This window comes from Persicitalea jodogahamensis (assembly GCF_014651615.1).
GTDB classification, from domain to species: Bacteria; Bacteroidota; Bacteroidia; order Cytophagales; family Spirosomataceae; genus Persicitalea; species Persicitalea jodogahamensis.
Genome location: NZ_BMXF01000005.1, coordinates 75,868 through 101,836 on the forward strand (window position 1 = coordinate 75,868; position 25,969 = coordinate 101,836).

Sequence of the window (25,969 nt, forward strand, 5' to 3'; positions counted from 1 at the left end):
TCTACCTGCTCAAAAGAGCTACCATGTTAACTTACTGTTAACCATAACCATTTTTGAATTAGTATACTTCATATACATTTCATAAGGTATTAATAATCAGTTAACGTATAGGGAGGTACTTTGTATTATGAAAATACAAACGGAGTTCCGCACCATTGTCATCTCCGACCTGCACCTCGGCACGAGTGGATCTAAGGCGAAGGAGGTCGCCAATTTCCTCAAATCTTACCGGTGTAAGAAACTGATTCTCAATGGGGACATTATCGATGGCTGGCAGCTGAAAAAGTACGGGTCGTGGAAGCGCAAGCATACGGCTTTTTTCAAAACCATGCTCAAAATGATGGACGATCACCACACCCGGGTCATCTATCTGCGTGGCAATCACGATGATTTTCTGGATCAAATTATGCCGCTACGGCTGGGCAAGCAATTTCAGATCAGGAAAGACTACATCCTCAAATCGGGCAGCAAGCGGTTTTACATCACCCACGGCGATGTCTTCGACTCCGTGACCTCCGGCTTCAAGTGGCTCGCCTACCTGGGCGACGTGGGTTATACTTTCCTGCTATGGCTCAACAAACTCTACAATGGCTACCGCGCCTCCCGCGGACGGCCTTACTACTCGCTTTCGCAGAAGATCAAGCAGCGGGTCAAGATGGCGGTCAACTATGTGTCGGACTTCGAAGAAAAACTGACGGAGCTTGCCCGCTCGCGTGACTGCGACGGTATCATCTGCGGACACATCCACCAACCCGCGATCCGGGAGATTGACGGCATCACCTACATGAATTCGGGCGACTGGGTGGAATCCCTGAGCGCGCTGGTGGAGGACTTTGAGGGTAACTGGAGCCTGCTGTACTACAACGAGTCGAAGCATGACGATACCAACGACAAGGATGAAGAAGCCATGGTGTCCAATTTCTTTGGGCGCAGGGAAAGGATCGCCGCTTACTCGGCTACAAATAACCCGGATTTGGGCAGTGGCGAAATCAGAAAGATAAACTAAGCCATGCGCGTCGTATTCATCATTCAGGGCGAAGGCCGCGGCCACCTCACGCAGGCTATTTCGCTGAGCCAGATTCTTCGCCGCGCCGGACACCGGGTGGCGGCAGTGCTGGTAGGGCAGGCCGAAGGACGCGAAATTCCCGCGTTTTTCAGCGAGCAGATTCACGCCCCGATTCACCCTTTCCTGAGCCCTAACCTTATTTATGATAACAACAGGGGCAGTATCGACATTGGGCGAACGATCCGGACCCATTTGCTGCGAAGCAAAAAATATACCGCCAGCCTGCGAATTATTCACACCTGCGTGCAGGAATCACAGCCCGACCTGATCTTAAATTTCTACGAAGTGCTGGGTGGTTTGTATAAAATCACGCACCGGAATGCTGCGCCAATGGTCTGTGTGGCGCATCAGTACCTTCTGCTGCATCCGCAGTTTCCCTTCCCCAAAAACAGTTGGCTGGATCGCCAGATTGTCAACTTCAATACCCGGCTGACCGCACTGGGCGCCAGCCGTAAACTTGCCCTGTCGTTCCGACGCTTCCCGGAAACAGAGACCGCCCATGGGCTGACGATCGTGCCACCCTTGCTGCGGCGCGAGATTCGGGAACTACAGCCCGTGACCCAAGATTTTGCCCTGGTCTACATGACCCACCCCTGCCTGAGCCGGCAGATCATCGACTGGCACGAGAAGTACCCCGGCCTGCCGCTGCATTGCTTTTGGGATAATCCCGAAGCCCCCGAAGTGCTGCGCGTGGACGACACGCTGACCTTTCACCGTCTGAACGGGCCAAAGTACCTGCATATGATGGAAACCTGCCGGGCGTTGGTCACTACGGCGGGCTTTGAGTCGGTTTGTGAGGCCATGTACCTGGGAAAGCCCGTACTGATGGTGCCCGTACCGAAGCACTTCGAGCAAGCCTGCAATGCCATTGACGGCGTTCTTTCCGGAGCAGGCGCCTCCGCCCGTACTTTCGACCTGTCGGTGCTAACCGATTTTCTGCCCTATTTCCAAAGCCCGCAACAGGAATTCAAAACCTGGTGTCATGAAACGGACTGGCTTTTTGTGAAGCATCTGGAAGCAGTGGTGAATGAGGCAGAGCAGAAAATATCGGCACCGATGGGCGAACTGGCTTTCTCATAGAAAAGGCCGAAAGTCAACTCTGTTGCGGTAATGCCGGGAACCTTCGGCGCGGATCTGAACAGATTTAATATTTTTGTCCCATCCCCTCCGAACTTTAACACTTTTCGTGTAGTTTAGTGGATATCAAACCGTATTCAATGGTTTGATTAAGGACTGACTACCAAATTTGGGGGGCAAAGCAACTTGATTATCAGGCCATATTTACCCTCCGCACACTCCAACATTCACTCATTGACACCCTATGAGCGACGCAATTAAGCATGAGTGCGGGATCGCGCTGATTCGTCTTCGGAAGCCCTTTCAATACTACATCGACAAGTACGAAACGCCTCTCTACGCAGTCCACAAGTTGTCGGTACTGATGCAAAAGCAGGTTAACCGGGGCCAGGATGGAGCCGGTGTGGCCAACATCAAAATCGAAGTCCCGGCGGGTAAGCGCTACATCAGCCGCTATCGCTCGGTGGAGCCGCAGCCCGTGGCAGATGTCTTTCAGAAAATACACAAGAAATTCAGGAAAGGCCTCAAAGACTATAAAAACAAGGCCAACGACGCCCGTTGGTTGCAGGAAAACCTGGCCTTTACGGGCGAGTTGTGGTTGGGCCATCTGCGCTATGGTACTCACGGCACCAACGAAATCGAGAGCTGCCACCCGATGCTTCGCCAAAGCAACTGGCGCAGCCGCAACCTGGTGATGGCGGGCAATTTCAACATGACCAACGTGGACGAGCTTTTCGGCAAACTGGTTTCGCTGGGCCAGCACCCCAAAGAAAAAGCGGATACCGTGACGGTGATGGAGAAAATCGGCCATTTCCTGGACGAGGAAAACCAGCGCGTTTTCGACCGCTTCAAGGGAATATGGGAAAACCCCACGCTATCGGACATCATTGAAGAAAATATTGATATTCAGCGTGTGCTGGAGCGGTCCTGCCGCGACTTCGACGGCGGCTATGCCATGTGCGGCCTCACTGGCCACGGCGCGGCGTTCGTGATGCGCGACCCGGCGGGCATTCGTCCGGCATTTTACTACGCCGATGATGAGGTGGTGGTGGTGGCTTCCGAGAAGCAGGCCATCAAGGCCGCTTTCGACGTCGAATACGACCAGATTCAGGAAGTGACTCCGGGTAGCGCCTTGATTGTAAACAAGGAGGGCGAATACAGCGAGATGTCCATTCTGCCCCAGTTGCCCAAGCGCTCCTGCAGCTTCGAGCGGATTTACTTTTCGCGCGGCACCGACCCCGATATTTACAATGAACGAAAAACACTGGGTAAGCTGCTGATTCCGCAGATTCTGGAAGAGATCGACTACGACCTCGAAAACACGATTTTTTCCTATATTCCCAATACCGCCGAAACATCATTTTTCGGTATGATCGAGGGCCTAGAAGAGTATCTGGCCAAGAAGCGCAAGCGGGCTATTATGGAGGGGATATTGTTTGAGGAAGAACTCGACAGGGTACTTTCGTTCCGGCCCCGCATCGAGAAACTAGTGACCAAGGATGTAAAATCCCGCACTTTCATTACCGCCGACAGCTTGCGCGATGACCTTGTTTCAAGTGTGTACGACACCACCTTCGAAGTAGTACGCAAAGGCATTGACACCGTGGTAGTGATCGACGATTCCATTGTGCGTGGTACTACGCTGGAGAAAAGCATTCTGAAAATGCTGGACGGACTCGGCCCCAAGAAAATCGTGATCGTCTCGTCGGCCCCGCAGATTCGCTTTCCTGACTGCTACGGCATCGATATGTCACGCATGAAAGACTTCGTGGCATTCCGGGCTATGGTGGAATTACTGGAAGAACGCGGCATGGGTTTCATGCGGGAAGAAGTTTACGCCCAATGTGCGGCAAACCTGGCTTCCGGCAACGCGCACACGACAAACTACGCCAAAGCCCTGTATGATCTGTTTACGGATGATGAGATTTCCCGCAAAATCTCGGAAATCATTCGTCCCGAAGATATGAAAGCCGAGCTGTCAGTCATTTTTCAAACTGTCGACAACCTTCATGAGGCTTGTCCGAAGCACATTGGCGACTGGTACTTTACAGGAAACTACCCCACGCCGGGTGGCAACAAGGTAGTAAACAAAGCCTACGTCAATTTCCACGAAGGAAAGCTGGTGCGGGCTTATTGAAAAATGAAATCCGGGTCGTTGGCAAAGAGCGGAAGTTCTTTCCTTACGACACAAAAAGCGGACTGCTCTAGCGAGTAGTCCGCTTTTTATATACCATCTCAACGCATGGCGTATGCGGTGATGACTCCTACTTATTAACCGGACACCCTTCGTTTCTGTATCTGCCGGGCAGGTTGGGGCATTTGTCCACATGATCGGGAATGCCGTCCTTGTCCGTATCGGGGCAGCCCCCGAAGCGTAACAGGCCTTTCACGTCGGGACAGCCGTCGTAGGCATCACGCACGCCATCACCGTCGCGGTCAGGGCATCCTTTTACCTTTCCAGGTAGGTTGGGACATTCGTCGAGTCGATCGATTACACCATCCTTATCCGTATCGGGACAACCGCGTGTAGCTTTCGTTCCGGCCACGTTCGGGCATTTGTCCACGTAGTCGGGGATTCCGTCAGAGTCGGTATCAGGACAGCCGAAGAACTTTGCGACTCCCGCCGTATTTGGACAGCGGTCGCGCTCGTCGGGAATGCCGTCATTATCGGCATCACGCACTTTGCGGTTGAAACGGTGCGTGAGCGTCACGGACAGAAAACTATACTTGTCGTTGGGAGTGTCGCTGTACGTTGTCGATTCCTCCGGGTTAATCAGACGACGGCCCGAAGTGGCATCCAGTTTGTCACTACGGGCAAAGTAGAAGCGGTAGTCAAGGCCAGCCTGCCAGTTTTCGGACAATTGGTACTTGAGCATAAGACCGACCGGAATCATTCGTTCGTGGGTTCTGCTTACTCCCAATGGCCCCTGAGGACTGCCCCAACGTAGAAACAGCGGGTTGCGGCCGCTGACATCGCTATTGGTAAAGCGCACCCGCTGATCAGTATCGAGGTCAAAGGCGTTGGCGCTAAAATACATAATGCTCAACCCGCTGTAGACACTCAAATGAAACGGGCTTCGGTCGGCATATCGACTGAACTGCTCGGTCAGATCCCAGCGGGCCAGTAGCCCAATAGAGTTGAATTCATTAATAAAATACGAATTAAAGAATTCCCGCTTCTGTCCACCCAGCTTTCCGGCGGCGAGGTCAAGACTCATGGCAAAAGCGGGATTTACCTGGCGGATCAGGCTGAGGCCCGTCATGAACTTCATATCCTGATCGCCGAGTTCGCCAAAAAACTGCGTCAAACCACCCCGAATGGAAATGGAGTAGGGCGAGAGCACCCGATTGGTCAGGCTGACATTCCGTTTTTGAGCTTCGAGCGTGTCGGACGATTGCACACTAATCCGGCCCTGCGCCGCAGCGGCCACGGCAATGATCAGCAGAAAGAAAGACAGCAAATAACGGCGCAACATCATGTAAAACGGGTTGATGTATTTACAAATATAAAAAACCGAACCCGAAACTTTACTAATATTCGCCTGTAAATCAATTGACCTGACGAACTTTCCGCGTTGACGGTAGTTTCAGTAAGAGAATATCGCCTACTTTCGTGCGGACAAGATCTTGCAGAAAAACAATTGTCCGGAAAGAGCAAAATGAAGCCAATTTATACTTTTTGATGTACAGTTGCCGGAAAACACAGCACGATCAACTGTCAACTTTATACCACAACAATGAGCGTCGTACCTTATAAGGACAAAGACAATAGTAAGCGCGATCAGGTAGCCGAGATGTTCGATAACATTTCGCCCAAGTATGACTTTTTGAACCACCTCCTGAGCGGTGGTATTGATATCTACTGGCGCAAGCGGGCGATTAAGCTGCTTAATAAATCCCATCCGGGCGGTGTACCGCCGAAGACTATACTCGATATTGCCACCGGTACGGGCGACTTCGCCATCGAAGCCCTCGCGCTGCATCCCGAAAAGATAATCGGCGTAGACATTTCGGAGGGAATGCTGGCCGTGGGGCGGCAGAAAATCCAAAAGCTGGGCAAGCAGGGGATTATCGAGCTGCGCACGGGCGATTCGGAGCATCTGCCCTTCGCAGACAATTATTTCGACGCCGTGATCGTTTCCTTTGGCGTACGCAATTTCGAGAACCTGCTGGCCGGACTGACCGACATGCAGCGCGTTATGCGCCGGGGCGGCACCTGCGTGGTGGTGGAGTTCTCCAAGCCCAAGGCGTTTCCGTTCAAGCAGGTTTACAATTTTTATTTCAAATATATCCTGCCTACCGTCGGCAAAATGGTTTCAAGAGACAGTTCTGCCTATACCTACCTTCCCGAGTCGGTGCAGGCATTTCCTGATGGGAATGATTTTTTGACCATTTTTGAGCAAGCGGGCTTCACCAAAACTCAATGCATCCCACTCACTTTCGGAATTTGTTCCATCTATGTCGGTCACAAGTAGCGCTGCTACTTATGCTCAGTTTTTTTGCTGTCGATCGGGCACAGGCACAGGGAAAAGGCTATGTGCGGCGTCATCTGGAATTCTACGACGACAAGCCCATCCACTACGGCTTTCTGTTTGCTGTACCCGTCACGCGGTTCAACATTCAGCACAGCGACAAATTCCTTGAATCCGATTCGGCTTATGCCATCGGTTCACCCGCGCAACCTGCCTTCCGCATGGGTTTCACCGTCAATGCCTTCCTGAACGATCACTTTGACATACGAACCACACCATCTGTCTCGCTCTACGAGCGGCAGGTGCGGTTTGACTACCCTTCTGGTAATAAAAGGCTTGAAAAGCGTGAATCCACCTGGATTGAAATACCCTTTTTGGTCAAGTACAAATCCGTCCGGCGCGTCAACACCCGAATGTACCTGCTGGCGGGCGCAACTCTGGCCATCGAAACCAATGTCAAGCGGAGCCGCGGGGGCGGAGCCGCCAATCAACTCGACACCCGCACTTCGGACTTTACCGTGGATTATGGGGTCGGCTTCGAGCAGTTCTTCCAGTTCTTTAAGTTTGCGCCCGAACTACGCTTTTCCCATGGTCTGGTGAATATGTTACAGCCAGGTGCCAATGTGAGCGTGGGGATCGAGCGTATGAGAACGCATACCGTGACGCTCTATTTAAATTTTGAGTAAATGACTGCTTAAAATCAGCAGGTTGACTTTTTTCGAAAAAATTTTCAAAAAAAAAGTTGGAAACCTAAAATCACTCCTACATATTTGCAGTCCCAAACAGGAGCAGAGGGGCGCTTAGCTCAGTTGGTTCAGAGCACCTGCCTTACAAGCAGGGGGTCGGGGGTTCGAATCCCTCAGCGCCCACAAAAGCCGCTAAATCGTATGATTTAGCGGCTTTGTTGTTTATCGATCCCACTATAGAATCCGTTTCTTATTCAATGGTGAGGTTCGGGGCGGGCCTATTGGCGATCTCTTACTTTACATCTATTTCTTTACCGGCATGTTGGCGTTCACCTTTTTGCGCCAGTCGCGGAACTGCGCGAGCATTTCGCGCTTTTTTTCAGGTAGCTGGGTCGAGAGGTCGTGGGTTTCGCTCAGGTCGTTTTTCAGGTTGTAGAGTTCCGTCGCACCGTCCTCGTAGCTTTCGGTAAGTTTATAATCGCCCAGACGGTAGGCTCCGGCGGGCATTCCCAGCTGGTTGCTGAAGTGCGGGTAGTGCCAGTAGGCGGGCTGGTCGGGCAGCGATTTTTGGGTACCCAGCAGCACGGGCAGGATACTACGACTGTCCATCTCGACCTGCGGCATGGGCTTTTGCAGTAGTTCGCTAAAGGTAGCGAAGTAGTCCACGTTACTGAAATACTGGTCGCTGATGCCACCGGGCACGATTTTCCCTTTCCAAAAAGCAATGGCCGGAATGCGGATGCCACCTTCATAGACATGGCCTTTCCACTTGCGCAACGGTTCCATATTCGTCGGGATCGGCCCCAATTCCGGTAAGCCGACACCGCCGTTATCGGAGGTGAAAATGACCAGCGTATTCTCCAACAACCCTTGTTCCCGCAAAGCCGCCATTATGCGGCCCACACCGTCGTCCAGGCTTTCCATCATGGCACCGTAGTTGGGATTGTAGCGGCCTTCAAATTTCTCATATTTCCGGAAGTACTTGCTCAGCTTATCGCCCCGGGGTACGATGAATACATGCGGAGCGGAATAGGCAAGGTAGAGGAAGAAAGGCTTCTGTCCATCGGCTGGCTGTTTTTCCAGAAACTCGACGGCGTAGTCGGTAAGCTTGTCGGTAAGGTAATGCGTGCCGTCGTCTCTGAACTCCTGCTTGTAGCTATCTTCAAAGATAGAATAGTTGTAGTAGTCCAGCCCATTGCGGCCGATCATGCGGCTGTAATCGAAGCCCTGCGCCCACGGCGCGAGGCTGTCGCCATTGCCCAGATGCCACTTGCCCACCATGCCCGTGGTGTAGCCCTGCGGTTTGAGCCACTCAGCCAGCGTGGTAGCCGAAGAAGGCAGAAACGGATTCCAGGGGGCTGGATCGACGGGCGAGGCGTCGTCGGTACGATTGCCCGCGATGAAGTTGGTCAGTCCGTAGCGGGCCGGATGGCGGCCCGTCAGGATAGCGGCCCGCGAGGGTGAGCAGACGGGGCTGGCCGAGTAGGCCTGTGTAAAGCGCAGCCCGTGCCGCGCCAGCGAATCCAGGTGCGGTGTTTCGTTGTAGGGATTGCCGTAGCAGCCGAGGTCAAAGTACCCCAGGTCGTCGGCCAGAATGTAAACGATATTGGGCGGAGGGGTAGTTTGGGCAATGGTACTTGGCCCCAAGAACAGCAGAAGTACCAGGCAAGGGATACTTTTCATAAAACAGTTTTTTATGAAAAAGCGAAAGCTGTCCCTTTTATACCAAGAACAGGAAATTCCACTAGGAGTTCCTGTTCGTTTGGAGATGCCAAAACTTACCGCGGCTGTAGGCGTAAAGCCGCCCGGAAGGTTCATTGACAATCAAGGTTACGGATGGCGCTTCACTTGCCGATCCGTGCTCGGAAATAGCCATCCGTAACCTTGATTGTGTCGGGATAAAGAGACCCCTTCTTGTCAAAAATAACATAGGTCACATTAAAATTACCTATGACCTCTGTTCTTTTCTTTTTTTTACTTATGGAGGTGATTTCTAAGGTGTTCTTTGCCCCAGCAAGAGAAACGTAAAAGTCTTTAAGTACGTCATCCCCTATCAAGGCAGCAAAACTTGTATAAATTAAAGTGTCCTTACAAGGATTCCCACTAACTGCGGGATAAACTTGATAGACACCAGTCGATAATGTTATGTTGCTGAAGCCGAATATTTCTAACCCCCTAAGCCCCTGTTTTGTCAATTCTAATCCCAATCGACCCTTATAACATGGTTCATTAGGCTGGGCGAGTGTTTCATTAGCAATCCAAGGCTTACCGTTCAGATATGCGCTGGCAGTTCCCAATGGAGGAACGTCTCTGTCTGATCGACAAGCTATCAAACAACTGATGATAAATAAAATTAAGAGACTGGCTTTCATCAGTATTACGTTTATCAACGAACGATAATCATGCGCTTCGTATAACTTGCACTCTCTGTCTCCAGCCGATAAAAATAGAGCCCTGCGGGCAGATTCGCAGTATCAAAATGCTCCGTATGAGTACCCGCCTCCTTTGCCCCATCTACCAAAACGTTTAGTAATCGCCCCTGGGTATTGATCAATTTCAACTTAACTGATTGCGATTGGGGTAAGTAATAATGGAAGTCGGCACTACTACCCGCTGGATTTGGCGTCAATTCGTAAAGTTCGGCCTTGTCTCCTCCCAAATCGTCAGGATTGGCCGCTGCTACCCGACTGCCGCTATTACACCGTTGTTTATCAAGGTATACAGCTTTTACACCAGAGGATGTCTGCCCACCACTATGTACCGTCACTTTTATGAAATAGTAGTCGCCATCGGGACATGGTAAGTTCTCAGTAAAGGTCTCGTTTGTTCCTTTGATTGAACTAAAATTAAAGCCATCGTAGCTGGTGCGCCATTCGTAAGTGTACGGGGCCGAGCCACAAATCATGCCCGCTTCCCAAGTGTACCACTCACGAGACAACCCGTTCGCTGGGCCGGACACCAACGCATTGAAAGGTCTGAAAATATCGCTCGTGAAACTGTTAACCGTATTGTACGTCTCGGTAATTCTCCTCGCATTGTCATGGTTGGCCGTCGTACCTGTGACAGCCCCGCCGTAAGTGTGATTAGGGTTAGAAAACCGCAACAAACGCGTAGAATTGGGTATGTTGCCTCCCGACACCATGATAGTCGCATGAGATTGAAATGGGTTTGTGTAAAAGACATAACCATGGGCGTACTGCCGCCATTCGGGGGAAGGGCCAGGATCGATATCGTGCCTTAGGCTATACAAGTGACCAACCTCATGCGAGAATATCTGGCGACTACTTACTGCTACTGGTGCTTCTACGATAGCGTATGCGTCACTAGCCACGAGATCGAGAGTTTGTGCCTTTCCGAAAGAGCTATATGAGGTGCTGGTTAGTAATACAACCAAATCCGCATGTGTGACATTGTTTCGCAAATTACTGATCGTTGGATCATTCCTAAGTGTCGCAAGATCAAGATCAATATCACCCGTCTCACTAAAATTGTATTCAGCCTGCCCTGCCAACTCGACCACAATCCGCGAGGTGACGCCAGAACTGTACACGGTATTATTAAAGTGGCTGATGCACATATTAATTGTCTGATTTATATTCGCAACAGCGCTGGCAGCAGAACTCGGCTACTTGTAGATTTGCTCTTTCCTAACTTATGGATCTGATTACAGGAAGAAATTAAGAAACCATATGCTGACAAAGGTAGGCGGTGGGTACTTACCCCAGTAATACCCGAGTTAGAAAACGAAGTTACCTGATTCTGGAGCGAAGCCTGCTCAGGCTATTCCGATCAATGTTGAGGTAGGAGGCCTGAATTTGCACGGAAAGTTGGCCATCATCCCACGATGGGTCAGTTCGAACATCCGCAAGCGATCCTCAGGATGCCGCATATTACCCAGCTTTATCCGTAAGTGATGCAGATTCATAGCGTGTTCATAAATTTTGAAGACTGCTTCAGGCTGCAATTTCTTCAAAGCTAAGTAACTTTGGTAGGAAAGGGTAAATAGCTGGGACGCTTGCATCGTCTCGACGTAGTATGCGGTGGGAATCCGTTTCGTGAAACTCGGCATGGGCGTGAATAAGCTATCCGACGGAATAAGCCAGTCCGTCACTTCGCGAGTAACTTTATCCCTATATTGTCCGCCTTTTGTCCGCTTCTGTTCTTCCTGTAGGTAGTAGCCGCGTAACGAACCAGAACCCACGAACCATATTTTCGTGCAAATCGCACCAGGTACCAGTAGTGTAGTTTTGGCCGGAATCTGGATCGATTCAAAAAGGTCAAGCGCGGGAATCAGATCTTTTTTCGGGAGTCTAGTGAGTTTAGTCAGCAGCGATAAGAGCATTTCCATAAAGAAAGGAGATTAGGGAGTAACAGAGTCGTAACCAGGGCTCCAATTATGAAAATAAAGTTGGAAACGAGTTACAGTATTAATATCCTACCCCACAAGAAAGCCCTCACTACGTAGTGAGGGCTTTCTTTTCAAAAAAATATATCACCTTACTTCTCCACATTCAAACTACTAAAATCCCCCCGTTCCAGATCAGCGGCCTTCCCGAACTGCCGCAGTGCTTCCTGAAAAACGTTGTCGGTCGGGTTAAGTACCTGGAAAATTTCATTATTCAGGCCATCCTTGCGTTGACGTCCCCACTGGTAGCGCCCAATGTACCCTTTGGTTTGGGCCAGAATCAAGGGTTTAGAACGCGCCAGGTCCTCCTCCTTTGGTTTGATGCCTGCTTTTTTGGCATCCTGAACCAACTCTTTCAGCATGGCGTCGGTAACGGTGAATTTTTTGAGAAATTCATTAAAATCCTGCTTGCCCAGTGTCTTCTGGTGGTCGTTAACGTAGCGCAAGGCGTATTCCCGGAGGATGTTCTTGGCATATAGTTCAAACAAAAACTTGCTGTTCATGCTCGTATCCCGCGGCACGAAAACATCCGGCATGATGCCGCCGCCGCCGTACACGGCCCTTCCGCCGTCGGTCTGGTAGCGCAACTTGGGGTCAAACTTGATGCTATCGGCGCTGAAATACTCACCGCTGTCAAAACGGGTGCTGAGGTCTTTGTTATAGTCCTCACCCTTGCCTAGTTCGTAGTGTTTCTGAATGCTGCGTCCGCTGGGCGTATAGTAGCGCGAAATCGTCAGGCGCAGTTCGGAGCCATCGTTCAGCTTAATGGGCATTTGCACGAGTCCTTTGCCAAAGGTGCGACGGCCAACGACCAGGGCCCGGTCGTGATCCTGCAAGGCTCCGGCCAGAATTTCGGAAGCCGAGGCGCTGCCCTCGTTCGCCAGAACAATGACGGGCCCTTCCTCGAACATGCCTTTTAACTTGGCGTTGGTTTTGCGGTTGTAGCGGTTATCCTTCCCTTCGGTGTACACCAGCAGCTTGTTGCCGGAAATAAACTCGTCGGCGATGCTCGTGGCGCGCTCCATGTAGCCACCGGGATTTCCGCGCAGGTCAAGGATGAGTTTTTTCAAGCCCTGGCCTTTCAAGGATGTCATGGCAGTTTTGAACTCGTCGTAGGTAGTTTCCGAGAATCGACTCACTTTGAGGTAGCCGATTTCCCCATCCACCATGTAGGCAGCGTCCACCGAGTAGGTCGGGATGCGGTCGCGGATGATGTCGAAGGTCATCGGCTCTTTCAGGCCCGTGCGTCCGACCAGAATATTCACCTCCGTGCCGCGCTTGCCACGAAGCAACTTGAAAACCCTGGCATTGGTAGCACCAGGACCAGACAGTTCCTCACCGTTCACCTTAAGAAGGCGGTCGCCACTCTGGATACCCACCGTTTCGGAAGGCCCGCCGCTCAGCGGACTGACCACGTAAACCGTATCATTATAAATATTGAATTCTACCCCGATGCCATCGAAACCCGACTCCAACTGCGAGCGGGCAGCGGTGGCTTCCTCAGCGGCGAAATACGATGTGTGCGGGTCAAGCTTTTCCAACATTTTGTGGATGGAGTAATCCACCAATTCGTCGGTATCCACGGAATCCACATAATTGTTTTCCACCAGCATCAGTACCTCACGGAATTTTGCGTAGCCTTTGGCTGTATCGGTGAGGCTCTTGCCACCACTGAAAAAGACGGCTCCCATCAGCATCCCGGCGGCGAGCGTCAGGCTGATTACGATGGGCAGGCGGACTGTCTGCGGTGAGTTTTTTATCGGTTTTTGGGGCGTAGGTTCTTGCATGAGGTCGGGTTTTTATTCTAAATAACGCAAAATATTTTGAAACGTTGCCTGTCAGACCCGGGCTTTGGCCGCCATCGTTACAAATACGTCCAGGGCTTCGGGATTCCGCATAGTGTCGCGGCTGGCGACACGGGCGGAATCATGTCCCATAAGGATTTTCTTTACCGGAGCTTCCAGTTTTTTGCCACTGATGGTGTAGGGTACTTCGGAGATTTGCTCGATGCGGTCAGGGACATGCCGGGGACTAAACTGGCTTCGCAGGGCAGAGACAATGCGCTGGCGTAGTTCATCGGTCAGGCTCCCTTCCTCTTTTAAAACCACAAACAAAGGCATATCGCCCGTGCCGTCCTCGTATTCCAGATACACCACCAGGCTATCCCTGATCTCGGGGAGACTTTCAACCGCACTGTACACCTCGGCAGTTCCGATACGGATGCCCCCGCGGTTCAGCGTAGCGTCGGAGCGGCCAAAAATAACCACCGAGCCACGCGGCGTGATTTTGATCCAGTCGCCATGTCGCCATACACCGGGGTAGTTTTCGAAGTAGCTGTGGCGGTAGCGTTCATCACCAGGGTCGTTCCAGAAAAAGAGTGGCATGGAAGGCATAGGTTCCAGAATTACCATTTCGCCGAGTTGATCCACGACAGGCCGCCCGTTGTCGTCGAAGGCTTCCAGCTTACAGCCCAGCATGCGGCACTGGATCTCGCCCGCATAAACAGGCAGCAGCGGATTCCCCCCCACAAAAGCACTGCACACATCGGTGCCGCCGCTCAGCGAGATGAGCCACACATCTTTACGGACCGACTGGTAAATCCAGGTGTAGGCATCGGGGGTGAGGGGAGACCCCGTGGAGCCGACGGAAATCAAATGCTTCAGCCGCTCGGAAGGCAGGCTGAGGTTGGCTTTCCGGCAGGCGATAAAATAGGCCGCCCCGCCGCCAAAGTGATTGATACCCGCTTTTTCGGCCAGTGTCCATAGCACGTTGAGTGTCGGGAAAGCGGGCGCTCCATCGTACACGACCAGTGTGGCTCCCGTGAGCAGGGAAGCCAGGGCGTAATTCCACATCATCCAGCCCGTGGTGGAGTACCAGAAATAGCGGTCTCCGGGCTTCACGTTCTGGTGCAGGCTCAGTGCTTTCAGATGTTCCAGCAGGCAGCCGCCCACGCCGTGGGTGATGGCCTTGGGCTTGCCCGTGGTGCCCGAAGAATAAAGTACCCAAATCGGATGATCGAAGGGCACGGCTTCGAAATCCAGACCAATGGTAGGGCTATGCAGCACGTCGTTCCACGACACTGTCCCTTCCATTTGCGCATCGGCGTTGAGGTAGGGCACCAGCACGGGTAGTTTTACGCTGGGCAATTGAGATAATAGCTGGCGGAAGCCGGCGGTTTTGTCGTAGGAACGGCCATTGTACTGATAGCCATCGGCTACGATCAGGACTTTGGGTTCGATTTGCGCGAAGCGATCCAGGATACTGGCCTCGCCGAAGTCAGGCGAACAACTCGACCACACGGCTCCCACGGCGTTAGTGGCCAGAAAAGCTACCACCGCCTGCGGAATATTGGGCAGTACGGCGGCTACGCGATCACCGGGTTGCACGCCGCGCTTGCGAAACCAGGTTGCTACGGCAGCTACGTCTTTTTCCAACTCGGCCCAGGAAATTTCGGTAAGCGGCTGCCGCTCGGACTGAAACAACAAAGCAGGGCGATCTTTGGTCTTTTGCCGAAAGATGTGTTCGGCGTAGTTGAGCGTCGCGCGCGTGAACCATTTGGTGCCGATCATATCGTCGTCGCTTTTGCGCAGCACCTCGAAGTAGGTATCGTGGGATTTCAGGTCAAAATAATGCCAGATACTTTCCCATAAATCCTCCACATCGGTGACCGACCATTCCCACAAATCGTGATAATCGCGGAAAAACAGGCCTTTCTTTACAAAAAGCCAGTCGATATAATGCTTCAGATTGGATTGGTCCTTAAAAGCCCGGCTGGGTTCCCATAGCGGTGGGGTCGGGGACATCTTGGGTTTTTCGTTCATACGGAGCGGTCCGTGCCGTTCAAGGTTTAGGCGGTATTATAGTAGATAGTAACGTCCGGCATTCATTTTTAGGGTAATAAAAAGAGAAAATCATGTAGCGCGGAAAATACCTTACCTTTGCATTTCGTTTGGCAAGTGCCGGGTAATTTTCTGACTGTCAGTCCCGCCATTCGATCAAATTTTGTAAAACAACCATTTTATTTTTATTCAGAATCCAAAGCCCGTTGAAAGTTGGGCGAGAGGAGCCAACATCCAGTAGTGATACTGCATTCCTATGAAAAAACGAAACGACTTCCTTAAAGACCCCAAATTCCAGCGCCCAACGAAAGAAAAGCCGGAGTGGGGTGAACCCAAAAACGACCGCCCGGCGCAAAAAGGCCCGGCCAAGACGGGAGGCAAGAAAAAATACACCCGGCTCTCGGAGGCTTTTCCCGAGCTTAGCGAAGGCAAAAAGCCCCGCCGTGACGATACCCCCAAACCCAGCCGCACCGATGAGCCGAAGGCACGGCGCGACAATGATCAAGCTGATAAGGACAGCAAGCTTGGCCGAGACAACGACCGGCCTGAGAAGAAAGAGAACCCCCGCTATTCGTCCGCTCGACCTTCCCGTGACCGCGACGATGAGCGCAGGCCCCGGCAAGATGAAGCCGCTTACAAGCCCCGACGTGACGATGAGCGGAAACCACGTCGCGAGGAAAGCGCTTACAAGCCTAAGCGCGCCAGCAATAAAACGGAGCGGGTTTTCAATAAACCGACCCTGAAAAAATCCGATGTTGAAAGGCTAAAATCTCCTGACTACCAACCTACTAAATTCGAGAGAAACCGTTACGAAGACGCATCTGGCGACGCCTCACCACGTCGTGACCCGCGCATCGACCGCAACCGCCCAAGCGGTGATCGTGCACGTCCGGGTCGCCGCGATGTCAAATCCAGCGATGCTTTTCTTTCCCGTTCTGATGACAGGGAGGAAGACCGCCGCGGTGAGCGCGAGAGCGCCCGTCCAGCCCGCGAGGAGCGGTCACCACGCGGCAGCCGCCCTGAGTCTAAAGAACGTTACAATCCGCGGGTGGATCGCCGGGAGCAGGCCGAAAAAGAGAAGCAAGCCAGTGAGGGCGAGAGCCGCCGGGTAGGCAAATTCAGCCGTCCACCCCGCTATGATTTTAGCGATTACGAAGATAAAAAGCCCAATTCACGCAAAAAAGAAGATTTCAAGAAGCACCAGGACGACGACGTTCTGCGCCTCAATCGATACATCGCCAACGCGGGTATTTGCTCGCGCCGTGAGGCTGACGAACTGATCGCCTCCGGGCAAATCACGGTCAACGGCGAGGTCGTAACCGAAATGGGATTCAAGGTGAAGCGTTCCGATGCCGTGAAGTACGGTAAGAAACTACTGAATCCCGAGAAATTGGTGTACCTGCTCATCAACAAGCCCAAGGACTATATTACGACTACCGAGGACCCTGAAGAGCGTCGCACGATCATGGATTTGGTGGCCGGAGCCTGCGAACAACGCATCTACCCGGTGGGCCGGCTCGACCGGAACACCACCGGACTTCTACTGCTGACCAACGACGGCGAACTGGCTAAGAAACTCACGCACCCATCGAGCAACATCAAGAAAATTTACCAGGTTGAGCTCGACAGACCCATGACTACCGAGGACTTCGAGACATTGAAAGAAGGCGTTGAGTTGGAAGACGGCTTCATCAAGCCCGATGAGTTAGGTATCGTCACGCCCGACGCGATGGTGGTGGGAATCGAGATCCACAGCGGCAAAAATCGTATTGTACGCCGGATTTTCGACCACCTGGGTTACGAAGTTCAAAAACTCGATCGAACCATCTTTGCCGGACTTAGCAAAAAGGACCTGCCGCGCGGCAAGTGGCGTTTTCTGGGTGAAAAGGAAGTGGTCAGGTTGAAGTTTCTTTTGTAAGGAAAAGGAAGCCTCATCATACAAAACCCCGTCTGAGCCTGCGCTCAGACGGGGTTTTGTCTTGTTTCCTGCCAAGTCAATCGATACGATCGTGCAGCTTGACGGGAGGAGTGATTTTCTTATCGTAGCGCAGGTTGAGGAGCTCCACACCCAATGAGAAGGCCATCGCGAAATAAGCATAGCCCTTGGGAATCTCGTAGTGGAAGGCTTCGGCAATAAGGAGGGTGCCGATCATAATCAGAAAGGACAAAGCCAGAATTTTGATGGAGGGCCGCGCATTGACGAAATTGCCGATTTTAGTGGCAAATACAATCATGATAACCGTCGAAAGAATCACAGCGATAATCATGATAGTCACGACGTCCGTCAGGCCCACAGCAGTCAGCACGGAATCGAAAGAAAAGATAATATTAAGGAAAGCCATTTCTGTTAAGGCGCGGCCAAAATTCATGGCACCATTTTTGATAGGCGCCGCCTCATCTTCATTAGCGTTGGGTAGGTGTTCAGTTTCACCCTGTAGCTTGTTATGAATCTCCTTGGTAGAGCTATAAAGTAGAAACAATCCTCCACCCAGAAGGATGAGGTCACGTCCGCTGAAACCATGGCCGAAAACTGCGAAGAGGTCTTCTTTCAGGCCTATGACCCAGCCAATTCCGAACAGCAGGGCGATGCGAAGCACCAGGGCGATCCCCAGCCCGTAATTCTGCGCTTTTGCTTGCTGATTTTTGGGAAGCTTCCCGGCAACAATTGAGATGAAAATAATGTTGTCAATTCCCAAAACTACCTCGAGTAGGGTCAGGGTAAGCATACTGATTAACGCATCGGTAGTAAGCAGCGATTCCATTGGGGATATGGTAGTTTTGATGGTTTGTAACAGGCCGAAGTTAGCAGCGGAACTACCAGGCCCCAAAGCTTTACGGGAGAAATATTTTCGGCAGGAAATTTATTCTTTATTTTTTTCGTTATCGGGTAGGAATGTGATTTTTGGCACGGTAATTGATGTAATATCATCCCAAGCCTTGCGAACATACAAATTTCAAGAGGCTTCTTTATCCAATTTTATTTTAACGATGAAGATTCAAGAATTTTAACAAAAATACTTGACTATCAATATGTTATAAAGATAATAGTGTGTGTATAGTGTGAACAAGGCTCGGGGATTCCTCGGGTCTTCGTTTCTTTAGGGCAAGACGAAGTTTTCAATAGTAAGCCTGATTTTAGCGAAGGCCCGTGAGTACCCTATCAGGATAGCCATGATAAACCAGGGAAAAAACAGAAACTGTCCGCCCGTGAGATTGCTCTCGAAGAAAGGGATGATGAGAAGCGGCAAAAAGAACAAATAGTAGGTGGCAAAGTACCGAATGTAATGTAGGCCTGGCCGGATAACGATCAGATAAAGGAAAAAGAGAAAAACAGGAACACCTGTTCCGAAAAGTACCTCAAAGTAAGAGTTATGGTAGCCAGGCCAGCCCGTAATTGATTCAATTCTCTTCTTATTGAAAACACCTATACCCGTCACCCACAGGTCAGGTGACTGGTTGAACACCGCTATCATTTTCATGGACGACTTGGCTCTTGGTTCACCTTTTTTCTGCTGTGTACGGGTTTTTTCCAATCGTGCATTAATGGCCGAATCCGGGTCTTGCAGTAAGTAAAGTATAAGCCCGAGAGGCAAAAGGGATAGTATGACTTTCTGATACAAAGCTATCTTCCGATACTTGAAGACGAATACCAGCGCCACGATCATTAAGCTCAGCCACGACGTTCGGTTGCCCGAAATAAGTACCAGATAAACGGCGATCAGGCCGAATACGACTAGCATCAGTTTACGCCACCGAGGCAGCGAAACGTTCCGAAGAAGGTCCAGAGCAGTCAGCAGGAAAAGCGTACTCGCCCAACCGTAGTGGTTGGAGACAAAGGCAGTATCATCCCCCGTCTCCGAGATGTCATAAATGTTAGTATCCGTAACGCTGCCTCCGGTAATGAAGAAGCTTATGACAGGGATAAAGTAAACCCAGTTGATGGCACTGATAAAGGCATGAAGCACTTGCCTTGTCGGATAAAGCAGCAGTAGGTAGCCGACAGAGAAGACTACATACAGGAAAGGGAAAATGTAGGTAAGTACCCTTACGACGGATGTTACCGGGTTAGAAGACAGTAGCGCAAAAATAACGAATAGTACGCTCAGTATAATGGCGGCCTGTAGGTAGTTTGCCAACAGCCGCAGAGTGAGCAGACTCTTATTCAGGAGAAAGAGCACTGAAAGTAACAGCACACTGTACTTCAAGATCCGCATGGGACCTACGCTGGCCATGCCCGTAAGAACTCCCAGAGCGTAGCCAACTATTACCAGCCCCATGTTCAGAAACAGGAGCCGGAATATGAGATCGCGAGAAACCGCCTGGCGGGTCAATGCGTAGTTCAACTGGACAATATGTCAACGAAGTTTGCAAACATGGTATTCAGGTCAAATCGCCGTACCTGCGCATAGGCCTTTTGAACCCTGGCAGCTCGCAAATCGGGTCGGCGGATACATTCGTCAATGGCTCTGGCCAAAGCCGTAGCATCATTCGCCGGAACCATCCACCCGCAGTTCCCCTGATCAAGTACCTCGGGAATACCCCCTACATTGGTAGAAACCACGGGTATTCCCTGTGCCATGGCTTCCAGATTGGCCACGCCCAGTGCTTCCTGATGTGAAGGGACACAAAAGATATGGCTTTTTTTCAAAATTTCCAGAACCTCAGGCTGTGGAACTTTGCCGAGATAATCCTCCGAAATATTTGGGTACTTCTTTAAATTAGCCAAGATTTTCTCGCGATCGGCCGGATTGGGCCCAACAATGGTGAGTACGAAATCAAAGGGCAATAGCGAAAGTGCCTCCGTGAGTGTGAACAGCCCGCCTCTCTGGTAATCATTTTTAACAAACAGCACCCTGATTGGCACAGACGGGTCGATCATATCTGCCATAGTCGGTGATTTTGCCGGCACCTCAACGGCTTTGTAGAGACGATACAATTTGTGGTCAGGAATTCCATAAATTCTTGAAACCCTGCCTTTCAGATAATCCGAATTCACGATTATCTTTTCAGCCTGCCAGACTACGGCTTTCTCCATGAACCGGAACACATGCCGTTTTACACCCATTCGTGATATGCCCAAGTGACGCCAGGAAGCCGTAAGGTTATTGTCATCATTCACCATTCCTATCGTCTTCCTGAACCGATAAGCGCTCCATAGCCCGACGAGGGCATTGTTGTACACCAGTACATCAAAGGGAAATGCTTCGCGCAACTGCATGGCGGCCCGATGGTAAGCCGTCATGCGTATGAATTGACTCAGGAGGGAAGACTTCCAGAAGTCAGAAATGACAACTTTATGGACATTCGGACGGGGTTCTACTATATCTTCGGTCAGGATGCGGAGTTCGTGTTCGGGATACAGGTCATTGATCCGAAGCAGTAGATTGGCAAACTTGACCGGGCCATTCTCGACTACCTCGAAGACGTTGGTGCAAAACAGGATTTTCATAAGATATCCAGTCTGTGAACTTCTTTCAGGGTACCTTCGACACTCTCCCAGGTACAGGATCGCCGCAATTCTTCATCAAATTTAAAAGATTCGCGCTGATGAAGTAGCGCGTCAGCTACCTGTGCGTAATCTTCTACTTTGTAGCGGGGTAGAACGTAACCGATTCTGGTATCTCTGACAAAGTCGGAAACCTTCACTTCGGCGTTGATAATAACGGGTGTACGGGTCTGGATGGCATCGTAAATCTTGTTGGGGCTGGCGTTGATGTTGTTGTCGTTGATAGGGGCGTACACGCAAAGAATATAGTCGGCCCGCCGGGCAGCGATTTTGGTCGCTTCGGCCTGCGGTATTACACCCAGCCACTCCACGCGGGGGTGCTGCGTCAATAAGCGGGAGGATTCGTCGGCCAGCCAACCCGCCATAATTACTTTCAAAGCAGGGTCAGCGGCTAACAGGGACCGTACGGTCATCGTACCCCGCTGTTCGCCCAACCAGCCATAATACAGCAGGGTTAGCCCGGCAGTCCGTTCTTTCGGGGGCAGGCTCGTCTGGTAGTAAGGGTAGTTTGGAACGATACTGCCTTTTTTTTTCATAAAATCGGGCAAGAGTTTCAGGCGGTTTTCATCCGTAACGATGCAAAGCCCGACGGGAGCATACACAAGCTTTTTTAACCAGCTCAACTGATTACCCGGCTGATTTTTCCGTAGAAAAATGGAATCGAATATATCCAATACCACGCGTTTTTGCAGCCACAACAAAGGCCAAAGTACCAGAAGCTGTGGTTCGTTGATTATATGTACTGAATCATAGCGCCGGAAGGCAAGCAGAAAGGAGCTCCTGGCAAAGTAACGAAACAAAGTACCTGGCGATGTGCGCTCACCCTTTACGAAATGCAAAGTGTCTACATCTGAAGCCACGAAACACTGGGCGGGGTCAGGGCCAAGCGCCATCAGCTCTACCCTCGCTATCTGGTTGAGCGTCCGAACCTCCTTATTGATCCGCATATCGGAGCCGTCGTTGAAGGAAAGATAGAGGATGCGTGGCTTCATGACGGGTCACGGCTTTTTTTAGCCAAAAAAGTGGAAAGCGATGGTTCCACTAGCGCAATAAATCCCCAAACCAGTAGCAAATAATTTCCATACATGTAAGACTGGATGGGTGGATAATAAAAAACAAAGCCTGCCACGCTAAGAACCATCCACAGCAGTAGCTGGTATTTTTTGCGAAGCAATAACCAAAGAAAAAATACCAAACCGCTGGCGGAAACAAGGTAGTTGAGCCAGTCAGCTCCTTTGTTCACATACCCTAAGCTAAAAGCACCGAAAAAATAAGCAGCTGCATTCTTGGCGAGCAGTAAGGTATTTTTCCGCAACACTGACAGGTACGCCTCTTTAGTGATGGAACGGTATTGTCGCTGCACAACCGGATCAAAATAGTTGTTGCCGACGGAAGCACTTAGGGGTACTTTCGTTTCCCGCTCATATAGCGAATAGGCTGACTCGTCGCTGAGGACTATACCGTAAGGGTTTTCGTAGCCACCTATACCGACGTACATCGTATGCCACGGATTTTTCTGGTTGGGTACATATAGCCAGCCAACCAGCAACATGACTAAAAGGGTATAAGCAATTGCCCATTTGCCTGACCAATGACGATAAAGTGCCACCAGGCAGGCGATGGCGATAAAAATAGTGGTGGGTCTGGCAAGCAACACAAAGGGCAGCGTGCCCATCAGCAGCAGCCAACCGATTTTTTGCCTAATGTCTAAGGCAAGAAACAGTAGCCAAAAGGAGGGGATCGCCTGCCAGAAATAATAATGATTGAAGGTTACGAACCTCAGCACGATGGGATTCAGGGCGTACAGAATCAGAAATAAAATCCGGAAATTCCTGGACAGCTTCTGCTCCGAGAGCACGCACCAGCACAGAATCAGGTGAACCAGACATTGGAATAAAATGATAGCCAATTGATGTCCCGCCCATGGAAAGATCAAAGTGGCGGCTTTGATAAGATAAGGATAGCCGATTGGATCATATATGTAGGGTTGCAGATTGCTAGACTTCTGGAACCTGTAACCGTCCTCAGATACCACATCATCTAAGGCCTTGAATTTCCTTATGTCCGACAAGTCAATGAGAAATACTCGCTCCCCTGGTCGCAGGTTTTGCGCCGCCGACATGAAAGGAGCCATCCAGTTGGTACCCATGCGCTGTCCTCTCCACTGATAAAAAGACCAATAAAGAGCCAATATCATTAGCAGTACAGCACCCGTCTGGTAAATCCTATATTTTCGTTGGGGCATCATCCGTTGTTCAACAAGTAGTCGGAAATCCTACTGCTCGATTGCCCATCCCCATAAGGATTCGCGGCCATTACCAAAGGTTTGTCTGTCCACCAGTTTTCCACCGCTGCCACAATGCGATCCTCATCTGCCCCCACCAACTGTACCGCTCCGGCTTCCAGGGCTTCGGGGCGTTCGGTCGTGTCGCGCATTACCAGCACGGGCTTGCCCAGCGAAGGCGCTTCCTCCTGTATGCCGCCCGAATCTGTAAGAATAAGTCCGCTTGATTTCATGGCAAAAACGAAATCGGGGTATTCCATCGGGGCCGCCAGCAATATATTAGGAAGATCAGAAAGGTACTCTAGCACAGGTTTCTGCACCTGAGGATTCAGGTGAACGGGGTAAACGATGTTCAGGTCGGGAAAACGACCTGCCAGGGTACGCAAAGCGGCGCAAATTTGCCTGAACCCTTTCCCAAAATTCTCACGGCGGTGGCCCGTGACCAGCAGAACCCGGGCGTTGTTTTCAAAAGCTGTCTGAATTCCAGAAGGTACTTGCTCCGAAAATCCTTTCACTTTTTCCGTAGCCCACAACAGTGCGTCAACCACCGTATTGCCCGTAATCAAGATGCGGCTACTGGCAACGCCTTCTCTCAGTAAGTTGTCCGCATTACGCTGCGTGGGAGCAAAATAAGCTGACGCCAGACGATCCACCAGCAAACGGTTGGCTTCCTCGGGGAAAGGAGCGTACAAACTACCCGTTCGGAGGCCCGCCTCCACATGACCCACTTTAACTCCCGCGTAGAAAGCGGCCAGCGTGGCAGCCAGAGCCGTAGTAGTATCTCCGTGTACCAGGACCCAATCCGGCTGAAACTCTTGCAGCACACCGCGCATTCCCAACAAAATCCGCGAGGTGATGTCCGTCAGATCCTGACCCGGCTGCATGATATCAAGGTTAAAGTCAGCTTCAATATCGAAGAAACTCATGATCGGTTCGAGCATCTCGCGGTGTTGTCCGGTAGAGCATACTTTCTGCTCAACGGCAGGCGAGTCATGCAGGACTTTCACCAGCGGAGCCATCTTGATGGCTTCGGGTCGGGTGCCGAATACGGTGAGTACTTTCATGTAAACAGGGTGGCGAAATCTTCCCAGGCAAAGCTTGCCAAATTCGTAAAGTTACGATTTCCTGCTGCTTCCAGTGATTGGTTAGGGGCAATCGCTGCCATTCGCAGCTTTTCCCGTAGCTCGTCATCGGTGCTGTACAGCCATTCATCCTGCTGACGCAGCCTATCCAGCACTACGCCCTGCCGGGGCGCTATGATAGGCTTGGCAAAACCCATAGCCATGATCAGCGAACCCGAATTTTCGATGTTCCGGAACGGAAGTACCACCATGTCCGCTGCCCGGAAGTAGTACTGCAGTTCACTATTAGCGATGAACTCATCTATAAAAATGATGTTGGGAGACAGGTTTTCTTCAATCGTTTTGCCGTATTCGCTATCCATAACCCTACCCGCTATCAGCAGGATAAGTTGGGGTTGCTCAATATCCTTAAAGTACCTGACTAGTTCCAAAACTCCTTTGTAAGGCTTAATCAAGCCGCAATACAGGAAAATTCTTGCCGAAGAAGGCAACTGCATTCGTTCCCGAGCCTCTTCCCTGCTGACAGTACCGGGATAGCTACTCGTGTAATCGCCCTCCGGCACCACACGAAACTTGCTTTCGGAAACGTGAAGTTCAGCGGCTGCTCTGGATACCGTACTTTGCGCAAAAACCCGCACCCAAACACAGCGCCGGGCCAAAAACCTTTGGCAAAAGCGGTGAATACCTAGGTAGGTAGCATCATGGGGAAGTACATTGTGTAGCGTCCAGACTAGCTTAGTACCGAGCGCCCGGGCCAGCAGGATCTGGCCACAAAAGAGAGGAACGCTGAGCAAAGTGAGCCAGAGCGAGCGGCGGTAGTAATAGGAAACGATCCAGTCGAAGTGCAGGTAGGTGGGGCGGAATTTTATAACGGTGAGAATAATACCCAAAAACTTGCTGTCTACTCCATTAATTGCCTTCAATGTCCCGCCTCTGTTCAGGCCCGCTATCATCAGCTGCTGATAGGGGTTATCCGGCCCGGCTACGGGCAGGCAGGCGATGGTGGGAGCTATCGGAACCACGGCTGATGATTGAACTTGTACCTCAGGTTACTTCTTCGGAGACCGATTTTTTGGGCCGGGACTCCCGCAACGATCGTCATGGGCGGAACGCTTTTGGTCACGACACTGCCCGAAGCCACGATACACCCCCTCGCGAGGGTGACGCCAGGCAAAATAGTTGCCCTCGAAGCAACCCACACATAATCTTCAATGATTACATCTCCTCCCAAAGTTCCGTAATTATCATCATGGGGATCATGTGATAAAGTCCAGATGTTCACTTCCTGGGCGATATCCACATTGCTGCCAATATTTATTTGCCCCCCCCTTCCGTCCAGAAGTACTTTTTTGTTAATCACTGCCCCCGTGCCTACGGAAATATTTTGACCATTTCTCACTTCTACCCCTATAGCAAAGAAGCACTGAGCCCCAAGGTGTTTTACCGTAAACGCCAGAAAGAATTTTCTTACTGAATAGAATGGAATATACATAATCCATTCCCGAAACAAATAGTCTTTTAGGGCGAAAAGGGCGATGGCTATCGATTTCAT

At 51.1% G+C, this 25,969-nt stretch carries 21 protein-coding genes and 1 tRNA gene; 7 read left to right on the forward strand and 15 right to left on the reverse strand.

The features are described 5' to 3' along the window. The first annotated feature begins 127 nt into the window (after positions 1–127). From IE117_RS21620 to IE117_RS21630, 3 genes are all read left to right on the forward strand, one after another. The gene (locus IE117_RS21620; protein WP_189567156.1) at positions 128–1,006 is read left to right on the forward strand and encodes a UDP-2,3-diacylglucosamine diphosphatase; all 879 of its coding nucleotides are present in this window, start codon (positions 128–130) and stop codon (positions 1,004–1,006) included. 3 nt (positions 1,007–1,009) lie between these two features. Then, on the forward strand, positions 1,010–2,146 hold the full coding sequence (locus IE117_RS21625; RefSeq protein WP_189567158.1) for a glycosyltransferase family protein: 1,137 nt from the start codon (positions 1,010–1,012) through the stop codon (positions 2,144–2,146). 241 nt (positions 2,147–2,387) lie between these two features. Continuing rightward, positions 2,388–4,280 (forward strand): amidophosphoribosyltransferase, encoded by a 1,893-nt coding sequence (locus IE117_RS21630; RefSeq protein ID WP_189567160.1) that lies wholly within the window; start codon positions 2,388–2,390, stop codon positions 4,278–4,280. A 127-nt stretch (positions 4,281–4,407) separates the two neighbouring features. Here IE117_RS21630 and IE117_RS26290 read toward each other — a convergent pair whose 3' ends face one another. Further along, positions 4,408–5,622, reverse strand: coding sequence for a thrombospondin type 3 repeat-containing protein (locus IE117_RS26290; RefSeq protein WP_229581276.1), 1,215 nt, complete (start codon positions 5,620–5,622; stop codon positions 4,408–4,410). Positions 5,623–5,880: 258 nt separating this feature from the next. Here IE117_RS26290 and ubiE point away from each other — a divergent pair, with 258 nt between their 5' ends. The 3 genes from ubiE (at position 5,881) to IE117_RS21650 (ending at position 7,484) form a co-directional block, all read left to right on the forward strand. Continuing rightward, positions 5,881–6,618: a bifunctional demethylmenaquinone methyltransferase/2-methoxy-6-polyprenyl-1,4-benzoquinol methylase UbiE gene (gene ubiE / locus IE117_RS21640; RefSeq protein WP_189567162.1), complete on the forward strand. Its 738-nt coding sequence runs from the start codon at positions 5,881–5,883 to the stop codon at positions 6,616–6,618. A gap of 11 nt (positions 6,619–6,629) precedes the next feature. Further along, positions 6,630–7,301 (forward strand): type IX secretion/gliding motility protein PorT/SprT, encoded by a 672-nt coding sequence (gene porT / locus IE117_RS21645; protein ID WP_229581279.1) that lies wholly within the window; start codon positions 6,630–6,632, stop codon positions 7,299–7,301. A gap of 108 nt (positions 7,302–7,409) precedes the next feature. Continuing rightward, positions 7,410–7,484, forward strand: a tRNA-Val gene (locus IE117_RS21650). Between the two features lie 120 nt (positions 7,485–7,604). Here IE117_RS21650 and IE117_RS21655 read toward each other — a convergent pair. From IE117_RS21655 to IE117_RS21680, 6 genes are all read right to left on the reverse strand, one after another. Next, positions 7,605–8,984, reverse strand: a complete 1,380-nt coding sequence (locus IE117_RS21655) for a sulfatase (RefSeq protein WP_189567166.1) — start codon at positions 8,982–8,984, stop codon at positions 7,605–7,607. A gap of 161 nt (positions 8,985–9,145) precedes the next feature. After that, positions 9,146–9,673, reverse strand: coding sequence for a hypothetical protein (locus tag IE117_RS21660; RefSeq protein WP_189567168.1), 528 nt, complete (start codon positions 9,671–9,673; stop codon positions 9,146–9,148). Between the two features lie 14 nt (positions 9,674–9,687). After that, positions 9,688–10,896, reverse strand: a complete 1,209-nt coding sequence (locus tag IE117_RS21665) for a zinc-dependent metalloprotease (protein WP_262893121.1) — start codon at positions 10,894–10,896, stop codon at positions 9,688–9,690. Positions 10,897–11,076: 180 nt separating this feature from the next. After that, on the reverse strand, positions 11,077–11,649 hold the full coding sequence (locus IE117_RS21670) for a Crp/Fnr family transcriptional regulator (protein WP_189567180.1): 573 nt from the start codon (positions 11,647–11,649) through the stop codon (positions 11,077–11,079). 149 nt (positions 11,650–11,798) lie between these two features. Continuing rightward, positions 11,799–13,493, reverse strand: a complete 1,695-nt coding sequence (locus IE117_RS21675) for a S41 family peptidase (protein WP_189567182.1) — start codon at positions 13,491–13,493, stop codon at positions 11,799–11,801. A gap of 51 nt (positions 13,494–13,544) precedes the next feature. Then, entirely contained in the window at positions 13,545–15,509 is a 1,965-nt protein-coding gene (locus IE117_RS21680; protein WP_189567590.1) for an acetoacetate--CoA ligase, read from the reverse strand. Positions 15,510–15,801: 292 nt separating this feature from the next. Between IE117_RS21680 and IE117_RS21685 the strand changes: the two genes are divergently transcribed. Beyond that, a complete protein-coding gene (locus tag IE117_RS21685) occupies positions 15,802–17,463 on the forward strand; it encodes a pseudouridine synthase (protein ID WP_189567184.1) in 1,662 nt (553 codons plus the stop codon). Positions 17,464–17,539: 76 nt separating this feature from the next. Here the strand turns inward: IE117_RS21685 and IE117_RS21690 are convergent, their stop codons facing one another. The 8 genes from IE117_RS21690 to IE117_RS21725 form a co-directional block, all read right to left on the reverse strand. Next, positions 17,540–18,307, reverse strand: a complete 768-nt coding sequence (locus IE117_RS21690) for a TerC family protein (protein WP_189567186.1) — start codon at positions 18,305–18,307, stop codon at positions 17,540–17,542. A gap of 336 nt (positions 18,308–18,643) precedes the next feature. After that, positions 18,644–19,888: an O-antigen ligase family protein gene (locus tag IE117_RS21695; RefSeq protein WP_189567188.1), complete on the reverse strand. Its 1,245-nt coding sequence runs from the start codon at positions 19,886–19,888 to the stop codon at positions 18,644–18,646. After that, the gene (locus IE117_RS21700) at positions 19,885–20,994 is read right to left on the reverse strand and encodes a glycosyltransferase family 4 protein (protein ID WP_189567190.1); all 1,110 of its coding nucleotides are present in this window, start codon (positions 20,992–20,994) and stop codon (positions 19,885–19,887) included. The genes IE117_RS21695 and IE117_RS21700 overlap by 4 nt, the downstream gene beginning before the upstream one ends. Then, positions 20,991–22,043, reverse strand: coding sequence for a glycosyltransferase family protein (locus IE117_RS21705; RefSeq protein ID WP_189567192.1), 1,053 nt, complete (start codon positions 22,041–22,043; stop codon positions 20,991–20,993). The genes IE117_RS21700 and IE117_RS21705 overlap by 4 nt, the downstream gene beginning before the upstream one ends. Then, a complete protein-coding gene (locus IE117_RS21710; RefSeq protein WP_189567194.1) occupies positions 22,040–23,299 on the reverse strand; it encodes a hypothetical protein in 1,260 nt (419 codons plus the stop codon). Before IE117_RS21710 ends, IE117_RS21705 begins: the two co-directional genes overlap by 4 nt. Then, positions 23,296–24,399 (reverse strand): non-hydrolyzing UDP-N-acetylglucosamine 2-epimerase, encoded by a 1,104-nt coding sequence (wecB, locus tag IE117_RS21715; protein ID WP_189567196.1) that lies wholly within the window; start codon positions 24,397–24,399, stop codon positions 23,296–23,298. Before wecB ends, IE117_RS21710 begins: the two co-directional genes overlap by 4 nt. Continuing rightward, positions 24,396–25,439: a glycosyltransferase family 4 protein gene (locus tag IE117_RS21720; RefSeq protein WP_189567198.1), complete on the reverse strand. Its 1,044-nt coding sequence runs from the start codon at positions 25,437–25,439 to the stop codon at positions 24,396–24,398. Before IE117_RS21720 ends, wecB begins: the two co-directional genes overlap by 4 nt. After that, the gene (locus IE117_RS21725; protein ID WP_189567200.1) at positions 25,427–25,969 is read right to left on the reverse strand and encodes an acyltransferase; all 543 of its coding nucleotides are present in this window, start codon (positions 25,967–25,969) and stop codon (positions 25,427–25,429) included. Before IE117_RS21725 ends, IE117_RS21720 begins: the two co-directional genes overlap by 13 nt.

Coding starts and splice junctions, on each gene's coding strand:
- IE117_RS21620 (WP_189567156.1), top strand. CDS start 128: ATGAAAATACAAACGGAGTTCCGCACCATTGTCATCTCCGACCTGCAC.
- IE117_RS21625 (WP_189567158.1), top strand. CDS start 1,010: ATGCGCGTCGTATTCATCATTCAGGGCGAAGGCCGCGGCCACCTCACG.
- IE117_RS21630 (WP_189567160.1), top strand. CDS start 2,388: ATGAGCGACGCAATTAAGCATGAGTGCGGGATCGCGCTGATTCGTCTT.
- IE117_RS26290 (WP_229581276.1), bottom strand. CDS start 5,622: ATGATGTTGCGCCGTTATTTGCTGTCTTTCTTTCTGCTGATCATTGCC.
- ubiE (WP_189567162.1), top strand. CDS start 5,881: ATGAGCGTCGTACCTTATAAGGACAAAGACAATAGTAAGCGCGATCAG.
- porT (WP_229581279.1), top strand. CDS start 6,630: ATGCTCAGTTTTTTTGCTGTCGATCGGGCACAGGCACAGGGAAAAGGC.
- IE117_RS21655 (WP_189567166.1), bottom strand. CDS start 8,984: ATGAAAAGTATCCCTTGCCTGGTACTTCTGCTGTTCTTGGGGCCAAGT.
- IE117_RS21660 (WP_189567168.1), bottom strand. CDS start 9,673: ATGAAAGCCAGTCTCTTAATTTTATTTATCATCAGTTGTTTGATAGCT.
- IE117_RS21670 (WP_189567180.1), bottom strand. CDS start 11,649: ATGGAAATGCTCTTATCGCTGCTGACTAAACTCACTAGACTCCCGAAA.
- IE117_RS21675 (WP_189567182.1), bottom strand. CDS start 13,493: ATGCAAGAACCTACGCCCCAAAAACCGATAAAAAACTCACCGCAGACA.
- IE117_RS21680 (WP_189567590.1), bottom strand. CDS start 15,509: ATGTCCCCGACCCCACCGCTATGGGAACCCAGCCGGGCTTTTAAGGAC.
- IE117_RS21685 (WP_189567184.1), top strand. CDS start 15,802: ATGAAAAAACGAAACGACTTCCTTAAAGACCCCAAATTCCAGCGCCCA.
- IE117_RS21690 (WP_189567186.1), bottom strand. CDS start 18,307: ATGGAATCGCTGCTTACTACCGATGCGTTAATCAGTATGCTTACCCTG.
- IE117_RS21700 (WP_189567190.1), bottom strand. CDS start 20,994: ATGAAAATCCTGTTTTGCACCAACGTCTTCGAGGTAGTCGAGAATGGC.
- IE117_RS21705 (WP_189567192.1), bottom strand. CDS start 22,043: ATGAAGCCACGCATCCTCTATCTTTCCTTCAACGACGGCTCCGATATG.
- IE117_RS21710 (WP_189567194.1), bottom strand. CDS start 23,299: ATGATGCCCCAACGAAAATATAGGATTTACCAGACGGGTGCTGTACTG.
- wecB (WP_189567196.1), bottom strand. CDS start 24,399: ATGAAAGTACTCACCGTATTCGGCACCCGACCCGAAGCCATCAAGATG.
- IE117_RS21725 (WP_189567200.1), bottom strand. CDS start 25,969: ATGAAATCGATAGCCATCGCCCTTTTCGCCCTAAAAGACTATTTGTTT.